Below are 15683 nucleotides of genomic sequence, written 5' to 3'. Positions count from 1 at the left end.
CGGGCATCGACTCGCAGAACAGCGGATGCCGCGCCGCGACCTCCGCTCAGAAGCTCGTGTTGAGGGCGAGGATCGCGCGTTTCTCCGCGTCGGTGAGATCTGACAGGGCGAGCACCTCCTGCAGCACCGGTGATTTGAGGGCGAGGTAGGTCTCGATGTCCATTCCCGGATCGCGTGCGAGCTCGGTCTTGACCGCACCGTACCGATCGCGGAGATCGTCGCGATGCCGGAGGATGCCCCGCACCGCGAGGTGGTTCCGCAGGTGCAGCGTCCCCTCGACGCACACATAGACGTTCCTGCGCGGGTCGTCGTCGGGTGCAGCCATCGACTCCCGATCGGTGACGCCCAGGTCGCCGCGGTGGGCGTACCCCGCGGCCACGAGCGCCGCGATCGCCGCCGTGACCTGCGCGCGGTCGACGACGACATCGATGTCGATGACGGGCTTCGCCGCCAACCCCGGCACAGACGTCGATCCGACGTGCTCGATCGCGAGCACCGGGACGCCTTCCAGCGCCCGTCGCAGCTCGGTTGCCGCGCGCTCGAACTGCTCCGGCCACTCGTCCGAATAGGGAACGACCATGACCGCCATGCTCCCCAGCCTCCCACTCCGCCTCACCGGCGGCGCACGCGCCCGGCAACTGTACGCGCGCAGACCCGTCGGCGTACGCGCTCGTCGTGAGTCTCCGCCCGCGCCTTCGCCACTTTCGCTTCGGGGCTGCGCCAAGTCCACGCGTCCACTCGCTGCGCTGGTATGTCTCTCGCCGCGTGCCCGTTCGTCGCTCCGGTGCGTCTCTGGCCGCGTGTCCGTTCGTCGCTCCGGTGCGTTCTTCGTCACGTGTGCGCTCGTGGCGCCGGTGTGTCCTTCGTCACGTGTGCGTTCGCTGCGCCGGGGCGACCTTCGTCACGTGTGCGTTCGCTGCGCCGGGGCGACCTTCGCCACGTGTCCGTTCGCCACGCCGGTACGTCCCTCGCCACGTGTCCGCTCGCTGCGCCGGTGTGTCCCTCGCCACGCGCCCGCCTGCCGCCCGCACACCCCTTGCCACGCGCCCGCTCGCGACGCCCATCCGCTCGTCATGCCGCCTCGAATCGTCGAGGCGACTTCGACCTCAGCTCCACGGGCTCGCCCATTTCACCCGTCACCGGGTCGGGCGGAGGGTGCAGCCAGTACGTGTCGGCATCTGTGATCGGATCTCGTGCGCGCGTGATGCGCCATCGCTGGTTGTGAAGCCGCAGGTGGCAGTTGCGGCAGAGGGCGATCCCGTCGTCGACGTCGGTGCGGCCGTGATCTTCCCACCAGTGATCGATGTGGTGGTACTCGCATTGCGAGATCGGGGCGCCGCAGGACGGCCACATGCAGCCGCCGTCACGGGCGGCGATCGCGATGCGCTGCTTTCTCGTGAACAGGCGAAGCTCGCGCCCGACGTCGAGTGGGCGACCGTCGGGCCCCCACATCACCGGGATGACCCCGGAGTCGCACAGACGTGCGTCGATGACCCCGCCGGGCAGCGCTTGTCCGCCGTCTTCGATGTGGCCGATCCCCGTGACCTGCATCTCGCCACGCTGATCGCCGCCGGCTACCGCTGAGGCTTCCACCACGATGCGCACACCCGGCTGGCGGTCGCCGAAGGCCTGCTGAGGATCGGCGTTCGCGCCCGTGCGCATCACGGCCATGATCGTGTCGTACTGCAGCTGCTCGTTCGACCGCTCGTCGGCCTCAGCGGCGCGCATCTTCTCCCCGGTGTCCGCACCGACGAAGCGTGGTCCGCGACGGGGTCGCAGCGCGGCCTGCAGGAGCGCGTCCACCCACGCGCCCGCCTCGTCGTCGAACAGGATATGAGCGTGGCGCTGGCCGTCCTGGTCGGTCCAGGTGCGGAAGGACCGCGCGGCGAAGCGCTCTTCGAACCGCAACGTCACCCCGACCGGATCGAGTCGGTCTCGGGCGATGCGCGCCTGGTTGCGGAGATCTTCCACGGCGAGTCCGTCCGCTTCGTCGAGCAGCACATGCACGGCGCGAGCCCAGGCCTGCGGGAGGAAGTCGGGCGCCAGCTCTGGGTAGCGCTCGACAGGCGGCTCGCCGAGTCCTGCACGGATCGCCTGGAACTGCGCCTGTGTCACGCATCCGGACGCGAGGGCGCCTCGAAGCGTGCCGAGCCACTCGTCGACCGCCGGCGTCGGGGGAGCGGCCGCGCTGTCCGCCCCGCCCACCCGCACCACGCCGGCCACCGGCTCCGCCGGCGTCGGGGCGAGTTCCCTGCCCGCATCGACGGCTCTGGTCACGTCTGCACGCCCGAGCCCGGTGATGTGCTGGACGAGCGCCGTTCCGGTGCGCAGGCCTTTCCGTTGAGCCAGCCCGCCGTACCCGAGCTCTCGGGACGAGCGCCGCGACACCTCTGCCGAGGCGCCGGCGACGATCAGCTCGAGCGCCTTCCGCGCCTCGGTCGCGTCGGTGAGCAGTTCCAGGAGTTCGTCGTCGGCCATCTCCGCCACCTCGGCTGCGCCGTCGCCGAGCCGCGAGGCCACGCGGGCGGCAGCATCCGTCAACCGCGTCGAGGGAGAGGAAGAGGCCGGAAGGTTCATAGAACAAAGATACGAACGGTCTCCGACATTGATCGCCACGACCGGTGACCGCCCCCCACGTCAGTCGTGATCGGCGCACGCACCGTGTACGTCGCCCACGGTGGAGGCCGGGTCTACGCTCGCTCGCATGCCGAGCGCAACGCACTTCGAGGAAGGCGCTGAAGAATACGACTCGGCGCGCCCGCCGTATCCGCCGGCGTTGTGGGATCGGCTGCGCATGATCGGTCTGCTGGAGTCCGGGAAGTCGGCTCTGGACCTGGGCGCGGGGAGCGGGCAGGCGACGGGCCGGCTTCTGGCCGCCGGGATGAGGGTCACCGCGATCGAGCCTGGCCGGCGCCTCGCGACCCTGCTCGAGGATGCCCATCCCGCCGCAAGGGTGATCGTCTCCCGGGCCGAGGATGTCGAGCTCCCCGCAGGCAGCTTCGATCTCGCGGTGGCCGCGACGTCCGTCCACTGGCTCAATCTCGACATCATGCTTCCGAAGATATCTACGATTCTCACGCCCGATGGGCACTTCGTGGTCTGGCGCAATGTGTTCGGAGACGCGGACGCTGCGCAGACGCCGTTCCGCTCACGCGTCGCCGAGATCGTCGCCGCGCGCCACGCGCCCGAGCGGCCGGGGCCGCCCGCTGAGGACCTCGCCGCGATGACCGACGCGCTGACGGCATCGGGCCTGTTCGCCGTGGAGGACGTCTCGACCTACCGATGGACCGTCGAGCTCGACGCCGCGGCGATCGGGCGCCTCTTCCGCACCTTCAGTGATTGGTCGCCGGCAGAGGTGGAGCAGGCAGTCGCGGCGGTGAGGGACCTCGGAGGCTCGGTCGTCGAGCACTACTCGTCGTGGCTGCTGGTGCTCGCCCCGACGCGGCAGGGGACGTGATCGAATCGAGACGGATGCCTCGGACACAGGCGTCCGTGGATCTCCGGGGCGATCGCGCCTACGGTCGCAGCGCCAGCGCCGGCTCCGGTCGGTGCACGCCGCGCGGGCGATAGCCGAGCGCGTCGGACACCCCCGCGAGATCCGCGAGGTACCAGAGGATCGCGAGCCACATCTCCGTGCCCTGGAGACCCGGCTCGGTCTCGGTGAGTCCGCGCGTCGCCGGGCTCGGCTCGCGGAACGAGAATCCGGCGCCGGGCACCCACGTCGCCAGCGCTTCGGAGAGCAGGCGCGCGGCCAGCTCTCGCACCTCGTCGTCGCGGTAGCCGCTCCCGCGTGCGAGCCACAGCGGGTGCGCGACGTCGAGCACGTTGCACGCGTTGCGCGCGCCGGATGCGAACCAGCGCGGATCGCGCGCATGGCGCAGCACGGTGTCGATCACGCGATCGGGGTGGGGAAGCGGCACGCCGAACTGCGCGAACGTGCCGCGCGACGCCCGGTAGAAGCCGTTCACGACGGGGAGAAGTCCGCGGTCGGGAGTTGTCGAACCCCACATGCCGGTCTGCGGGTCGGCGTGGAGCAGCAGCCAGCCGAACAGCGCCTCCTCCACACCCGCCGGAATCGGATGCCCGGCACGCTTCGTCCACAGAATCGCGGTGCCGAAGCCGTCGATGTGGTGTCCGGCGCCCCACGCGTCGGTGGCCCACGGCAGACTCTCGCAGAACTCGACGACCCGTTCGGGGGTCGCCGCGGTCACCCATGTGAGAGGAGCCGGAAATTCCGACCCCAGCAGATCCAGCGCGTAGCCCGTGCTCAGCACGTGGTACGCGACATCCTCGTGGGAGAACCCGAGCCCCTCCCGCTGTCGCCCGTCCGCATCGAGAGGAGCGACCGCGCCGGTCGCGGCGTCCTGCCATCCCTGTAGACGACGAATCTGCGCGTCCGCCGACCCCTGCGGCGGCGCGGCGCCGAGCAGCAGGTCGGCGATCTCGATCGCGTCCGCCTGGGCGCGGACGGTCGGGGCGGCGCCGGGTCGGTCCGCGAAGAGTCCGAGGTCGTCGTTCCACGCGCGTTGCAGGACGACGGATGCCTCGTCCCTCGCGCGCGCCGCCAGTTCGGCGACGCGTTCGGCCAGGCCTGCGGTGTCGGCGGCCGCGGTCGAGGTGGCGGCGGCGGTGACGACGTTGGTAGACGTCGCAGTCGGGGCGCCGGGTGCAGTGGCGGTGGCATTGACGTTGGCCGCCGTGTGAGCGGGGTCGGCGTCGTACGCCGTCGCGCGCGGCGACACGTGCGTGTGCAGGTGACCTTGCGCGGGGTCCGCTGCGGCCCACCCCTCGGCCTCGGGCTCGGCCTCCGGCTCGGGCTCGGCCTCCGGTGCGGGCAGGAGTTCCGGCGCAGACAGGAGCTCGGATGAGACCCCAGCCTCCGACGCGGCCGTGGCCAGCGCGGCGAGCACCGCCGGCGGCGTCTCCACGGGCTCGCGTGGTTCGGGCGAGTCGAGGCGGTCCTCGGTGCCCCGGGCGGCAGCATCCGCCGCCGCATCGGGGTGGATGCCGGTGTCGTCGGGCTCGACGCGCCAGCGGATGAACCGCGCGGGGTTCCCGCCGACGACGGCGCCTGCCGGAACGTCCTTGGTGACCACCGCGCTGGCGGCGAGCACGGAGTGCGACCCGACGCTGACGCCGTCGAGGATCACGACGTGCGAGCCGATCCACACGTCGTCGCCGATCTCGATGCCCTTGGAGGTCAAGGGCTGACGGAAGACCGGCGTGCCGGACTCCATCGAGTGGTTGAAGCCGAGGATCGAGGTGTGCGCGCCGATGCGGACGCCGTCGCCCATCGTGACCCGTCCGCGGATCACCGTGTACGGGTTGATGCTGCAGTCGGCGCCGGCCCGGAGGTCGCCGGTGAGGTAGGCGCCGGCCGCGACGTACGTGCGGTCGCCGAGGCGCAGCGAGTCGTTGTCGATCGAGGCCAGCTCGGAGAGGAAGCACTGCTCGCCGAGTTCGTGGTCGGGACGGCCAGCGACGACGGTCTGCTGGAGGAGCAGCTGCGCTTCGCGCTCGGACGGCGTCGCCTCGCTCCAGAAATCCCAGGGCGAGTACTCGTGGGCGGCGATCGCGGGAGACATGGAGGGGCTGACGGGAATCGAACCCGCGCTGTCTGCTTGGGAAGCAGAAGTTCTGCCATTGAACTACAGCCCCGGAGCCTTGAAAAGGCTGGGAAGTAGGCTACCCAGCAAGATCAAGTGTACACATGTGAGTCACATGTGCAAGGGAGGAAGCAACCTCTGCTTCAGCAGACAGTTTAGCCCGACCAACAACCGACCATGGACGCGTCGAGAGAGGACGCGATTTCGCGCGTCTGGTCAGGGTCTCTCTCGGGCACCCGCTCGCACAGGTTGGGGAGTGGTCCGGCTCAGTCACGATCGGCGTCACCTCTCGTATCTGACCCTGAGCGGGATCGAGCCGTGTGAGCGCTAGTAGCAGCGGATGTTGTCGGTGGGGCTGTACACGTTGGCGAAGTTGCCGGCCGATGTCGATGCCACGACTGTGGTCCCGAGGCGCGCCTGTACGGTTCCGATTGAGCGGGCGTTTGCCACGGAGCCGACGGATGCGAGGGCTGTCGTGGAGAAGGTGCTGCAGCTTGCCCAGGACAGTCGCGCGCCGCCTTCGTTGGCTGACTGGAATGCGCAGATTGTGCCGCTCGGGCACTTGGATGACAACCCGAACGGCGTGATCGCGGAGGGGATGGTGAGCTGCGCGCCGGTGTCCGGCCAGACGACGGTTGTCGGGTTGATCAGGACGCCGCCGGGCTGCGCGTCGAGGGCGTAGGAGATGCGCGGGTCCAGCGGCTCGTCCGCATTCGCCGCGGAGCCTATTCCGATGGTGAGGGCGAGCGCGATGGTGAGGACGGCGGTAATGGTGGTGCGAGGTTTCAACGTGTTTCCCAGAGCGTGTAGGAGGTGACGCCCCCGGCGGGGAGGAGGTCTCCCAGCGGGGTCAGGCGGACATTTTCGGTGCCGACGATGCGGCCGGTCTCGTTCGAGATCAGCAGGAACTGGCGGAAGTCGGGGTTGGTGGTGGAATCAGCGGCGATCACCGTGACGTCGCGCCCGGCACGGTCTACCGCTGTGCCGGCCACGGTCGCGCCGGGCGCGGTGCTCAGCATGGTGAGGATGTGGGCATGCTGCTCATCGGTGAGGGTCCAGGACCCGAACGCGTTGGACACCGCGGTGATGATGTCGGACGCCGACGGGTCTGCTGCCACGGGGGACCAATACGCCGACAACAGCTCGCGCACATCCGCCTCCGTGTTGCCGGGGATGTGATCGATCGGGGACCCAAACCCACCAGCGGGATAGGTCGTCTCGGACAGCTGCGAACCTGCCGCCGGTGCGGAATCCGGGTCCGGTGGTGGGGAGCCGTCCGCAAGGTACGGCACGCCGGCGGTGATGACCTCGCGCCCGGACCCATCGGCCTCCCAAGTCAGGTGGATGACCTGAGGTGCGATCACCGAGCGTGTGTCGCCTGTGGTGAGGTGGTCCATCTGCAGGTACCAGCCGACGGACGAAACCTTGCGTTCCGCATGGGGTTCGCGAGGGCTCCTGGTGAGCAACCGGTGTGCCACGCTGACGACCTCTCCGATCGGCTGCGACGAACTAGATAGCTGCAGCGGTGGTGGGGTGAGGGCGACAGCGCGACGCGCCGCCGGCGGCCACACCAGCACGATCGCGATCATCGCGACGACCGCAGTGACCGCCATCGAGAGGACAAGCGGGAAGTTCCTGCGGGCTGGCGGGACCGAGGCCGGTGACGACGCGCGCTGTTCCGGTGCCACCATGATCCGCTGCAGCGTTGCTTGCTCGCGCAGGGTGAGCAGCTCATCGGTCTTCAGCTCACGGAGAGGATCTAGCCCTCGGATGAGTGCGTCGATCTGGGCGTCGTTCATGGCGTCGGGATCGTGTCCCATGATCGACCTCCCTTGCTGGTGTCGTCCGTGTCGGTGGGCCAAACATCTCGGAGTGCCTGTCGTGCCCGGCTTGCCCGTTTCCACACCGACTGTTCTGAGCAACGCAACACAACAGCGGCATCCGCGGCGCTCAGCTGGTCCCAGATGAGCAGCTGAAGCACTTGTTGGTGACGGTGGGGGAGCCGCTGCCAGGCTTCCGCGAGCTGCTCGAGCCGGGGGTCTTGCCAGTCAGCCGGCGTGTGCAGGATCGCGTGGTCGCGGAGTGCTTGGGCGTCACGTCGTCGACGTCGGGCTGTGGCCTGGAGGATGTGCGTGGCGGTGAGGATGAGCCACCCGGCCGGGTTGGGGTGCGAGGGGTCGAGCTTTCGGTAGGCGAGCTCGAACACCTCGGCGCAGATGTCGTCGCAGGCGCCGTCGGCGTCGACTCTTCGTCGCACGAACCTCCACACGGTACGCCGATGCCCGCGATAGAACTCTGCAAAGTCCTCTGCCGCGAACACCGTTCTCCTGTACTTCCACCGGGGGCACTTGGTGACGCCCTCACCTTGTATATGTCAGGAGGCGTCACTTCCTGACATCGAGGTTGTTCTCCGATGCGGCCGGCCCCAGAGCGTCCGCGGTGTCAGGAATCGCTGCTTCTGGACATAGGCGATTGACGGCGCCCAAACGGGCCGCATCGGTCGAAGACACGGGAAGCGGCATGGCCATCGAGATCACCCACGTTCGGTTCAGTAGCACCGATAGGACCGAAGAAGAGATCGTCCGCTACCGGTGGAAGACCATCAGCAACGGCCCGATAGGGGAGAGTGACGGGCCTTCGCTCGTGAAGTGGATTGAGAGCAACGACGGTGAGGCGTACGTCGCCAGCGAAGCCGGGCGCGTCGAGGTCCGTGTCATCCGGTTGACGAAAGGTCAGTCATACCTTCGCGCGCACGCCGACGGGGAGTGGACGAATGATCTCGTTGGCCTCCCGACCTTCTAGCTGGATAGTCGCGGGCTATGTGCCCGCGGTCGTCCTCCTCTGGATAGGGATGGCGCAGGTGGCTCGCTCGCAGGGGAAGTGCCTGTGTTCGGGCCGACCGCGAGCGAAGAAGCTGTGTGGACCTGGGTCGAATCCTGCGCTGGACAGGCGCGATCGCCCTCATCGTCTCGGGCGTCCTGGTTGCTGCTTTTCGGAAGCGCACTGGACTCACCCGCGGTGCCGTCACCCTGGTGATCGTGGTTGGCTTCATCCTCGCCATCGTGGGCACGTTAGTTGTCTGGATGTTGGAGCTGCCGCCGCTCCTCGAGAGCTAGCCCGGTCGCGCCCCGTCTGTATTGGCAAGCGGGAGACAAACCGGTCTCGTGCCAGATGCAAATTCCGAACCTTCGACGGACTCGCGGACACTATGGGGTGTGAGCGAAGATGAGCGATCGGAATGGACGCGAGCACGCGCCGGAGATACCCACGCGTTCGCGGCCGTGTTCGATCGTCACGAGTCACGTGCTTTCGCGCATGCACGTCAGCTTCTGACTTCACGTGAGGACGCAAAGGACGCGGTGACCGTCGCGTTCTACGAGTTGTGGCGCAAACGGGCTCAGGTTCGCCTTGTCGAAGGCTCCCCGTTGCCGTGGTTGCTCAACACTGTCGCATTCACGGCCCGCAACCTTGAGCGGTCGAGTCGGCGATACCGCGGGCTTCTCCACCGACTTCCTCCGCCGGCACCATCCGGCCCCGTGGTCGCGGTCGACGAGAGCGGTGCGTTGGCTGCGCTAAAGCGCCTGCCATCTCGAGAACAAAGCGTGATGGTGTTGACGGTCCTCGAGGGATACCCCGAACGAGACGTGGCTCGGGCGCTCGGCATACCGGTGGGGACCGTGAAATCCAGACTCAACCGAGCCAAGGCTCGGTTGAGGACCGAGCTCGAAGGGATGGAGTTCTTATGAGCGTCGAAGCGGACAAGCTCACGCCTGATGAGCACGCGGACATGCGTGCAGACGTTCTGACGGGAATCGACCAGATCCAGCACAGCCGAAAGCGCCGAGCGCGGGCTCTTGCGGCCAGCTTCGCTGTGGTGCTCGTGGCCGGGCTCACGGCTGGAACTGCCACACTGCTCGCATCGCGAACCGTCATGGTGCCGCAACCCGCATCATCGTCCGCCCCGACCGCGGCAGTCGAAACGCCTCAGCCCTGTCTCGCATACGAGGGATCCAACATCGAGTACGCGAACGGCGGTGCCGCGATCGCGGAAGCGATCAGTAACGTGACCCTGCCTCCTGGCTTCGTCGTTAGCCCCGGCATCACGATCACCAGCGCAACCGATGGCACCAGTGTGGATGCGGTCGCGCGAGTATGTGGCGCATCCCTAAGTCGTGCGGCCATGGTCGACGCGGGCAACGCCATTGCGAAGCAGATCTCCAGCCAGCCCGCCGTCGGTGAGCTGAGAATTCTCACCATCGAGCCGTGGATACCGGTCAGCTCCGAAGCGATTGCCCGGGACGAAAACACTCCTGACATCCAGACTCGCTACTCGGAGTACGACTGGAACACCCCTGAAGCACTCCCTGACGAGGCCTGGCGATGAGGACAGCACCGCCCAAGCGTCCGGACCGGGGTGCTCGGATTCCCGGCTCCGAGAGCCCGCTGCCGATTGCCGTCGTTAGCGTGGTTCTCATGCGCAGACGTAGGCTGACCTGGCTCATAGGCGGCATCGGGCTGATCGCATGCGGGGTCATCGGCGTGCTTCGCGGGGCGGTTCTCGGCACACCCGTGCTGTCCACCACCGTCGCGGTGGTGGAAGACCTGCTGTGGGCCGGCGCGATCCTCGTACTGGCGATCGGTCTAGGCCGGGAGGGCAGCGTCGTTGCCCGCAAACCGCTGGGACTGGCTGCGTCGGCAGTGGTGGCCGTCTGGCCACTGACCGCGAGTCTGGTCGGAATGATCGCCGGGCCCATCGATGCCGAGCAGGTCGACACTTGGTCGATCTGGGGCGACTTGGTGGTGGTGGCCCCCGTGGTCGCCGGGCTGATCGCCACAGTGCAGGTCGCTCGCGCGCGGGTGGTGCCCAAGCCGTGGAACTGGGCACCGCTGTGGGTTCTCCTCACGCAAGTAGTGCTGTGGGTTGTACCGCAGCTAGTCGGTGTCGCCGCCCCAGGCGCATTCCTTCAGATGGCGAGTGCGCTATCGGCGTTCGGAACCCTGGGGTTCCTCGCCGGCACCATCGGGCTTGGCGTCGTGGCCGTCGTCCTTGCGAACCGCTCGTCCGAGGGGACAGTCGAAGTCTTCCGCTCAGCGACGCCCGAGTAGTGCCGCACGGACGCTCGCTCGCGTCCAGCAGACACAGGATCGGATGCGCCGTCGGATCCTTGGCGGACGGCACGCACCCCGGCGATCCGCAACCTAGTCTTTTCGGTGGTCCCCAACCCCAAATCTCCCTACGGTCTGAAGCGAACAGCGCGCCGAATCGAACGTGACTCCCAGACACCGGATTCGGACGCGCAAAGCAACGATGCGAACTGGAGATCGACTGATGCAAAAACGCACGCGCCTGGCCCTCGCCGCTGTCGTGAGCGCGACCCTCGCCATACTCCCCGCGGCCCTCGCCTCCGCGGACGACGCCGTCCCTTCTCCCCCCGTCGAAAAGCCCGTCGCCGACCATCTCGTCATCGACGGCGAGGAGGTCCCGGTCGCGGTCATGCCCGGCTTCGCAGACAGCGGCCCCGTCGTCATCGCAACGGATAACGGGCTGGAGACCGGCGTGATCGAGGAGGACGGAACGATCACCACCGACAGCGCAGCCGGCAGGCCCCAGTCACGCGCCGCGCTCGCGGGGTGTGGCGGTTGGACCACCTGGGTCGCACCAGCGAACAACCTCTGGAACCAGTCGGTTCCGGGATGCTCGCTGATCGGAACCACCTCCACGACCACCGCCGGATACTCCGTCACAGTCGACGGCAGCGCACTCGCAGGCGCCTGTGTCCAGATCAAGGGGCACAAGCTGACCCCGGTATCGACCGGTGGCTACCAGTGGGTAACCGACTGGAAGGGCATCGGATGCTTGCCCGCCTACGGTGGCGGTGGCAGCGGCACGATTCTCTGGGGCAACGTCGCAGACACCACGCGCCTCCTGACGAAGTCGTCGGGTGGCGGCGTGATCGGGTCGTCCGGCATGTTCGCGAACTGATCCAACTGATCCAACTGAGTTAATGTGTGCCCCGTGGCCTCGACCACGGGGCACGCATTGCGTTTTCTATTGGCGCTCTCCTTGTTTCCCTTCGCTGTCAGGCGGGTACGCCGAATAGCTCGATGTCGACTTGGAAGGCGCGGTTGCCGGACGGCGACCGAGGTAGATGTCGTTCACATCGGTGACTGCTTCCGCTGGGACTGGACCGCGCCGGTGACGCCGAGATCGAGCGACGATTGCCCAGAGGACGCCGGCGGCGATCGATCCCCACAGCAGCCAGAAGCCCCATTGCTGAAGTGCAGTAGCGGTTGAGGAGAGCCCGAGAACGTTCGCCACAACTATGGCGATCACCAGGCCGATAGCTCCGATCAGGGCAACCGAGCCCAGGACCCGTACGAGTATCCATCGCCGTCGCATCATTCGTCCCTACCTTCCCTACCTTCCTGCATCATCTCCAGTCGATCAGACAGACCTGGCCATGTCCACGCCACCATCTATTTCTCGCCGTCGGTCTCGGCCTCGCGGAGTAGCCGCGGGGCATCCACGCCCAAGACAGTGAAGATCCGCAGGAGGGTATCGATCCGTGGGTTGGCGTCCCGCCCCCACGGTGTCTGACCTCGCTCGAGGTAGCCGTAGGTATCAACGGAAAGTCCCGCGTCGAGCGCGACTTGCTCCTGCGACAGGTTGCGCGAATGGCGTAGCGCACGCAGGGCATCTCCGAGTCGAGTAGCCGCTTCGTGGCGTCGCTCCGCGTGCTGTCGCTCATCTATCTGCACCACACACCCCCGGAAAGACCGCTTCACCTGGTTAGGACCGCCGAGGGCGATTCCTGACAGTCCGGATCAACATCCAGGGTCAGTGCCTTCGCGATGCTGCTGTGCCCCACCATGTGCGGCCTGCTCGCTCTATGCGATCGGGCCGTCGACCGGCGACGCGCCGAACGCAAGACCGACCGCGAGATACGACGCATCCTCAGCGCAGTGGTGAATGGCACGAAGACCGCGACCCTCACCCACGTTGACGTGCGCAGGAGCTACGCATGCAAGAAGATCAAAGAATGGTGGCGCAACTGAAGCCGCAAGACGTTGCAGATCTCATCTGCGCTGAACTGGATCCGCTGAGGACCGCCAACGGATTCCAAGCGGGTCAATCTGGCATCGGGTGGACATCGGAATCATCTACTGCGCGCCGCATGACGAGTTCCGCCGCCGCTTTCCGGCGCTGGCTCCCACGATTCAGTACGGCGATGAGGGCGCCCACACTGACTTCAACATCTACGCCGGCACAGGCGCCGACGCCAGGCTCGACGAGATCCGCTTCGACGGTGTCGCTCTGGAGGATCTGCTCGCTGAAGAGGGGATCGAGTTCGCGAATGAGGCGGCCGCCATCATGAGGATGCCAGCACCTGACGCTGCCGTTCAATTGCGGTCGGTACTCGACAAGCTGTTCGCCCGCCACACGGCAACATGACTGCCCGATGGTCAAGCTCATCCGATTCGTTGCGCGCTGACGCACCGTCATTCGACCAGAAAGCCGGTGCGCCGGTCGATATCCGAAAGAAACGCGGATCTCGGAACGGACATGCTCGCACGACCCCGTCGAACTTGCTGTCCGTGGCGAGCTGCTCGATGGCGGCATCGAGCCGGTCGCGGCGCGCCTTGATCTGCAGCACCCTCTCGTACTCGGCCTCGAGTGCGGCCTGCGACGAAGGAAGGCTCAACCGCTGGTGCATGAGCCGCCGATCGTGATTACCGGTCCAAGTGGACTCCACCGCTACGCGTGAGGCATTTGGCTCTAGCCGTCGAAGACCTCCCCGCTCGCGAACGCGGCGTCGGTGGAAACCAACTGTACAAGCGCTCGGGGGCACTCGCTGAAAACATCGCGGTCGACCGATGGCCCTTGAGCCGGTCCAAAGTGCGCCGCGACGCGGTAGCAGGTGTAGACCTCGGTCGGCCCCGAGTACTTGTGATCGGCATCGGTTGGGCTGGCAACCCGCGGCCCTGAAGCAATGAAAACTGACGCTTCGGCTGACCTTGCGGTTGAGGACATGTCGTACAGGACGACACCACCATCGTCCAGATCTATGTCACGTGCTCCGGATTCGCTCCCATCCCATCGAGCGCCTGGGAGGGCGGCTAGGTAAGTCGCGGGTTGATTCTCCGTGGGATGGAACATGAGCTCGGACAACGGATCCTCGAATGCCGCAATCTGGCGCCACAATACGTTGTCGATCCCACTGCTGTGCCCGTGGTACTCCGTTGCGCAACCAGCGAGTGAAACGACCACGATGGCTCCGCAGAGCACTGCTGCCGCCCGACCACGCTTCCTCACCGCCATTGGACCTCCACCTTCTCACCATCCCACGTGCGTTCCTCAGATTGAACTCGCCGACGTTGCGGATCGCCCGTCACGGTCGCGGGCAGAACGTTCGTCCTCGTCAGTGATCGTTCGTGACGACTCGATACGGCGGCTGACTCGGAACCTGCTGACCGTGGTCAGCCGCCGCACTGCCGGTGGTGCTCGTTAGCTGCCCGCGCTGCACGCCCACGGGAGGGGATCGGTTGTTCCCCAGTCGAGCGACACCCAGCACTTGTCGGGCGCCGTCCAATTGCGGCTGAGCGACAGAACACCTCGGCTGTTCGCGCCGGGGCCGGGCCATACGACCGACGGAGTAGCGCCCATGCAGTCGGTCAGGGGCATGGATGTGTTCGTCTCGCACGTGTGGCGCTCGACAGCCTGGATGTTCGCGTCGATCTTGCTCCAGGTGTCCTGGCCCCGGTCAGGGAACAGCGACAGCATCACCTCGTTTGACCCCCAGGACGAATAAGGCATCGCCCAAGGCTGCGCCATTCCCACGCTGACGCTGCTGCGCGTGCACTCGTCGGACAGGTCGTTGTAGTCGCCGTAAAACCCGATCTGGCCGGGCGCATAGACGTAGTCGTTGCCATCCATCACCATGGCAAACCAATTGAATACGTCATTTGATGCCGCCGCCCAGTCCTTGTAGTCGCCCCACCCGCACCATGGACGGTAGCCATAGGTGACGGGCGGCACATAGAACGGTGGTGGCGTCCGCATACTGGTCCAAAAGTCCACGGTGAACTCCATACCCCAGTGATTCGGCATGTTGTATACGTTGCTGGTGAATGTGTCCGGCCAGCTGTACTTTTCGATAATGTTGATGGTGGAGCCCAGATCGAGAATCTGAACCTCGGCGACCTCCGGATCCCAGCGCCCCGCCGCGGAGGCGGCGGCAACCCCGGCTTCCGGCGGTGCCTCTGCCGTGGCTGATGGCCTGAAGTCGCTCGAAGGGTTCGGCGCGCTCGCATGGAACTCCGGGTAGCCCGTGACGATCACTCGCGCGGCGGCGTTCCGAGCCTTCGTGTCGTCGGCAGACGCATCCGCCGACAGATAGGCATTGACAACTTCTGGCTGAGTGCCTGTCAAGCGCTCCATCTCCGCCAGGAACTCGTCCATCGTCTGATTAGTCCCCAGCCAGTAGTCGCCCACTGTCGAGTCGCTCTCGAAGTGATAGCCCAGAACGGGCGCCCCGAGAGCCGACTGGATCCTTGTCGCGTCCTCCAAGCTCAATGCATGGTCGAAAGGGGCAGCTTCAAACTTCTTCTCCGGCCGTGGAGAATCGCCTTCAGAACTCTGCGCGGAAGCGCGCGCTGGTGCGGCCACCAAGAGCGCTGATAGGAGAACGGCTCCCGTCAACACCCCACTGGCCAATTTCCGAACAGTTGACGCCGGTTTGAGCATTGTCCCTCTTTTCGATCTGATGACCCAGTGACAACGAGGTATCGATCTGCGAACGTCTCCTAATCTCACGCAAAGCCGCCGCAGCGTCTCTCCTCATTCTGTTATGTCCCGCATGCCCGCCCGTCGGACATGTGCCCGCGACTTTGACCAGTTCTCTTCGATGATTGCTAAAGTGCCACGATCCAGGCTTACAGAGGTGTCGAGGTGCGTGACTGAGACGGTTCTCCTGGCAACCAATCTGCGTCCGCGGCCCCCACCGTCTCGGGCACGTTCTCAAGCGCCGCGCTCGCACTTGACGTTCGCGCCGGGGCCCGGGTCGATCATTGCGGAGG

At 66.6% G+C, this 15683-nt stretch carries 16 protein-coding genes and 1 tRNA gene; 8 read left to right on the top strand and 9 right to left on the bottom strand.

What is annotated here, in order from left to right; all coding sequences use genetic code 11:
* Positions 1-46: 46 nt before the first annotated feature.
* On the bottom strand, positions 47-589 hold the full coding sequence (locus ACFVSU_RS10720) for a GrpB family protein (protein WP_387142133.1): 543 nt from the start codon (positions 587-589) through the stop codon (positions 47-49).
* A gap of 482 nt (positions 590-1071) precedes the next feature.
* On the bottom strand, positions 1072-2577 hold the full coding sequence (locus ACFVSU_RS10715) for a DUF222 domain-containing protein (RefSeq protein ID WP_387142131.1): 1506 nt from the start codon (positions 2575-2577) through the stop codon (positions 1072-1074).
* Between the two features lie 127 nt (positions 2578-2704).
* Here ACFVSU_RS10715 and ACFVSU_RS10710 point away from each other — a divergent pair, with 127 nt between their 5' ends.
* On the top strand, positions 2705-3457 hold the full coding sequence (locus ACFVSU_RS10710; protein ID WP_387142128.1) for a class I SAM-dependent methyltransferase: 753 nt from the start codon (positions 2705-2707) through the stop codon (positions 3455-3457).
* 58 nt (positions 3458-3515) lie between these two features.
* Here the strand turns inward: ACFVSU_RS10710 and ACFVSU_RS10705 are convergent, their stop codons facing one another.
* The 5 genes from ACFVSU_RS10705 to ACFVSU_RS10685 form a co-directional block, all read right to left on the bottom strand.
* Positions 3516-5585 (bottom strand): acyltransferase, encoded by a 2070-nt coding sequence (locus ACFVSU_RS10705; RefSeq protein WP_387142125.1) that lies wholly within the window; start codon positions 5583-5585, stop codon positions 3516-3518.
* Positions 5585-5658: transfer RNA gene (locus ACFVSU_RS10700), tRNA-Gly, on the bottom strand. The genes ACFVSU_RS10705 and ACFVSU_RS10700 overlap by 1 nt, the downstream gene beginning before the upstream one ends.
* A 275-nt stretch (positions 5659-5933) precedes the next feature.
* Positions 5934-6395: a hypothetical protein gene (locus ACFVSU_RS10695; RefSeq protein ID WP_387142122.1), complete on the bottom strand. Its 462-nt coding sequence runs from the start codon at positions 6393-6395 to the stop codon at positions 5934-5936.
* Complete coding sequence (locus ACFVSU_RS10690; protein ID WP_387142119.1) at positions 6392-7426, bottom strand: hypothetical protein; 1035 nt, start codon at positions 7424-7426, stop codon at positions 6392-6394. The genes ACFVSU_RS10695 and ACFVSU_RS10690 overlap by 4 nt, the downstream gene beginning before the upstream one ends.
* On the bottom strand, positions 7402-7926 hold the full coding sequence (locus ACFVSU_RS10685) for an RNA polymerase sigma factor (RefSeq protein WP_387142116.1): 525 nt from the start codon (positions 7924-7926) through the stop codon (positions 7402-7404). The genes ACFVSU_RS10690 and ACFVSU_RS10685 overlap by 25 nt, the downstream gene beginning before the upstream one ends.
* Positions 7927-8126: 200 nt before the next feature.
* Here ACFVSU_RS10685 and ACFVSU_RS10680 point away from each other — a divergent pair, with 200 nt between their 5' ends.
* The 6 genes from ACFVSU_RS10680 (at position 8127) to ACFVSU_RS10655 (ending at position 11589) form a co-directional block, all read left to right on the top strand.
* Positions 8127-8408, top strand: a complete 282-nt coding sequence (locus ACFVSU_RS10680) for a DUF3892 domain-containing protein (RefSeq protein WP_387142114.1) — start codon at positions 8127-8129, stop codon at positions 8406-8408.
* A 116-nt stretch (positions 8409-8524) separates the two neighbouring features.
* Positions 8525-8722, top strand: coding sequence for a hypothetical protein (locus ACFVSU_RS10675; RefSeq protein ID WP_387142111.1), 198 nt, complete (start codon positions 8525-8527; stop codon positions 8720-8722).
* A 48-nt stretch (positions 8723-8770) separates the two neighbouring features.
* On the top strand, positions 8771-9352 hold the full coding sequence (locus tag ACFVSU_RS10670) for an RNA polymerase sigma factor (RefSeq protein ID WP_387142108.1): 582 nt from the start codon (positions 8771-8773) through the stop codon (positions 9350-9352).
* Positions 9349-9990 (top strand): hypothetical protein, encoded by a 642-nt coding sequence (locus ACFVSU_RS10665; RefSeq protein ID WP_387142105.1) that lies wholly within the window; start codon positions 9349-9351, stop codon positions 9988-9990. Before ACFVSU_RS10670 ends, ACFVSU_RS10665 begins: the two co-directional genes overlap by 4 nt.
* 89 nt (positions 9991-10079) lie before the next feature.
* Positions 10080-10712: a hypothetical protein gene (locus ACFVSU_RS10660; protein WP_387142102.1), complete on the top strand. Its 633-nt coding sequence runs from the start codon at positions 10080-10082 to the stop codon at positions 10710-10712.
* Between the two features lie 223 nt (positions 10713-10935).
* Entirely contained in the window at positions 10936-11589 is a 654-nt protein-coding gene (locus ACFVSU_RS10655; protein ID WP_387142099.1) for a hypothetical protein, read from the top strand.
* A 494-nt stretch (positions 11590-12083) separates the two neighbouring features.
* Here ACFVSU_RS10655 and ACFVSU_RS10650 read toward each other — a convergent pair whose 3' ends face one another.
* On the bottom strand, positions 12084-12365 hold the full coding sequence (locus tag ACFVSU_RS10650; protein ID WP_387143481.1) for a helix-turn-helix domain-containing protein: 282 nt from the start codon (positions 12363-12365) through the stop codon (positions 12084-12086).
* Positions 12366-12750: 385 nt separating this feature from the next.
* On the opposite strand from ACFVSU_RS10650, the gene ACFVSU_RS10645 reads away from it, so the two are divergent.
* Positions 12751-13059 (top strand): hypothetical protein, encoded by a 309-nt coding sequence (locus ACFVSU_RS10645; RefSeq protein WP_387142096.1) that lies wholly within the window; start codon positions 12751-12753, stop codon positions 13057-13059.
* 1053 nt (positions 13060-14112) lie between these two features.
* On the opposite strand, the gene ACFVSU_RS10640 is transcribed toward ACFVSU_RS10645, so the two are convergent.
* Positions 14113-15066 (bottom strand): hypothetical protein, encoded by a 954-nt coding sequence (locus ACFVSU_RS10640; RefSeq protein ID WP_387142093.1) that lies wholly within the window; start codon positions 15064-15066, stop codon positions 14113-14115.
* Positions 15067-15683: the final 617 nt, after the last annotated feature.

The sequence above is a fragment of the Microbacterium sp. NPDC058062 genome (genome assembly GCF_042885375.1).
GTDB classification, from domain to species: domain Bacteria; phylum Actinomycetota; class Actinomycetes; order Actinomycetales; family Microbacteriaceae; genus Microbacterium; species Microbacterium trichothecenolyticum_C.
The sequence above is the reverse complement of the archived record's forward strand: the minus strand, read 5'-3'. Positions and strand labels throughout refer to the sequence as shown.

Bases quoted from the DNA above. Each gene is read 5' to 3' on its own strand.
- ACFVSU_RS10655 (WP_387142099.1), top strand. From the start codon at position 10,936: ATGCAAAAACGCACGCGCCTGGCCCTCGCCGCTGTCGTGAGCGCGACC.
- ACFVSU_RS10680 (WP_387142114.1), top strand. From the start codon at position 8,127: ATGGCCATCGAGATCACCCACGTTCGGTTCAGTAGCACCGATAGGACC.
- ACFVSU_RS10640 (WP_387142093.1), bottom strand. From the start codon at position 15,066: ATGGACGAGTTCCTGGCGGAGATGGAGCGCTTGACAGGCACTCAGCCA.
- ACFVSU_RS10720 (WP_387142133.1), bottom strand. From the start codon at position 589: ATGGCGGTCATGGTCGTTCCCTATTCGGACGAGTGGCCGGAGCAGTTC.
- ACFVSU_RS10660 (WP_387142102.1), top strand. From the start codon at position 10,080: ATGCGCAGACGTAGGCTGACCTGGCTCATAGGCGGCATCGGGCTGATC.
- ACFVSU_RS10665 (WP_387142105.1), top strand. From the start codon at position 9,349: ATGAGCGTCGAAGCGGACAAGCTCACGCCTGATGAGCACGCGGACATG.
- ACFVSU_RS10710 (WP_387142128.1), top strand. From the start codon at position 2,705: ATGCCGAGCGCAACGCACTTCGAGGAAGGCGCTGAAGAATACGACTCG.
- ACFVSU_RS10690 (WP_387142119.1), bottom strand. From the start codon at position 7,426: ATGGGACACGATCCCGACGCCATGAACGACGCCCAGATCGACGCACTC.
- ACFVSU_RS10705 (WP_387142125.1), bottom strand. From the start codon at position 5,585: ATGTCTCCCGCGATCGCCGCCCACGAGTACTCGCCCTGGGATTTCTGG.
- ACFVSU_RS10715 (WP_387142131.1), bottom strand. From the start codon at position 2,577: ATGAACCTTCCGGCCTCTTCCTCTCCCTCGACGCGGTTGACGGATGCT.